Annotated in this window: 2 protein-coding genes; both read left to right on the forward strand. The window is 33.2% G+C overall.

Annotated features, from left to right (window positions below):
* Nucleotides 1–210 (forward strand): hypothetical protein (locus HMPREF0549_RS09985; protein WP_003716769.1); only part of this gene is annotated, 210 nt, incomplete at its 5' end.
* A gap of 17 nt (nucleotides 211–227) precedes the next feature.
* Nucleotides 228–1,238, forward strand: a complete 1,011-nt coding sequence (locus HMPREF0549_RS02915; RefSeq protein ID WP_003716770.1) for a glycosyltransferase — start codon at nucleotides 228–230, stop codon at nucleotides 1,236–1,238.
* Nucleotides 1,239–1,552: the final 314 nt, after the last annotated feature.

Raw genomic sequence — 1,552 nt, forward strand, 5'->3', positions numbered from 1 at the left:
TGGGTACAGACAATTATTTGTAATACTCCACAATTTAAATCACGATTACAGTATGATTACCATCGCTTTATTAAGTGGGAGCATATTCATAATAGTTTCCCCGCGATTTTAGATGAGCGTGATTATGAAGCAATCAAGAAAAGTAACGCAATGTTTGGTCGAAAATTTGAGAGTCCGTATTCAGATAAGTTAATACGGTTACTTCCCTAAGACGTATTAATTAAGGAGTGAGAAAAATCAATAAGTATGTTTTAGAATGGCATGATAGCGAAAAAAACACGGGTGGAGTTAAGGCTAAGCAAGATGCCGTAACTTTTCTAAAAAAAGATGGTTTTATTTCTATAGAGGTACCTTCATCAAAATTAGGTAAAGTATGGTCATCCTTTTGGGCAAGATATATACTTAGGAACCTTAGTGGAATAATTGTTATTCAGTATCCTTCTGGGAAACCTTTTTTGAGAAAATTATGGTTGGAAGCAGCGTGTAAGAATAAAAAGTTGAAAGTTATTTTATTAATTCACGATTTAGAATCTATTCGTTTCTTTAATGATTCCAAATATTCTGATGTAAGGCAGAGTGAATTTGAATTTATTGCTAAAGCTGATGGATTAGTAGCGTTAAATGAAAGGATGAAGTCACTTTTAGTCAAAGGTGGTATAGTAAAGCCTATTACCACATTAGATGCTTGGGATTATGATAATAAGAATCCAATAATTGAGAAAAAAGATTATCAGAGAAGGATATGCTATGCGGGAAATTTAAGAAAAGCGTTATTTTTAAGCGATTTAAAATGCAAAACTAGTATTTATGTATTTGGTCCTAACTCTGAAACTACATTTTCAAAATCGATTAAATATATGGGGCAATTTTCCCCACAGAAACTCCCTAGTCATTTAAATGGTGACTATGGTCTAGTATGGGATGGGGTATCATCAGAGACTTGTAAGGGAATGTATGGTCAGTATTTAAGATACAATACTCCCCATAAATTCTCACTGTATATAAGTTCGGGATTACCTGTAATCGTATGGGATAAAGCGGCAATTGCAGAATTTGTAAAAAAATATAATGTTGGACTAACTATAAGCAATTTAAACGATATTGATAATTTGTTGCATTCAGTACCGAGTTCCCAATATAAAGAACTCCAAAAAAATGTGATAAAAGTCGCAGAAAAGATGAGAAATGGACAGTTTTTAACTACAGCAATTAATGATCTTATCAAAAAAATAGACTAAATTAGACAATAATAAAGATTTGAAGTGCCCCCCATAGTTGGACAAAGAATTCCAACTAATGGGGGTTTTACTATGACTAAATTTGGTTTAGGAGTTAAGCTGAAAACAGTCTTAGGTATATTTATCTGGAATTGGTTCAACGGCGGGTGCTTGTCAGTTGGGTATTAAGAGATGTAGTTCTGTCCTGATGTGGGTAGCTCGCTATCGAAAGTATGAGGTTCAAGGTCTAGAAATTTGTTCGCTAAAATATGATTATTATGATGATTTCAAACTAACAATCTTAAACTTGGAAAATACAAGGCTTCGTACCCACG

Source organism: Limosilactobacillus vaginalis DSM 5837 = ATCC 49540 (assembly GCF_000159435.1).
In the GTDB taxonomy this organism is placed as follows: Bacteria; Bacillota; Bacilli; order Lactobacillales; family Lactobacillaceae; genus Limosilactobacillus; species Limosilactobacillus vaginalis.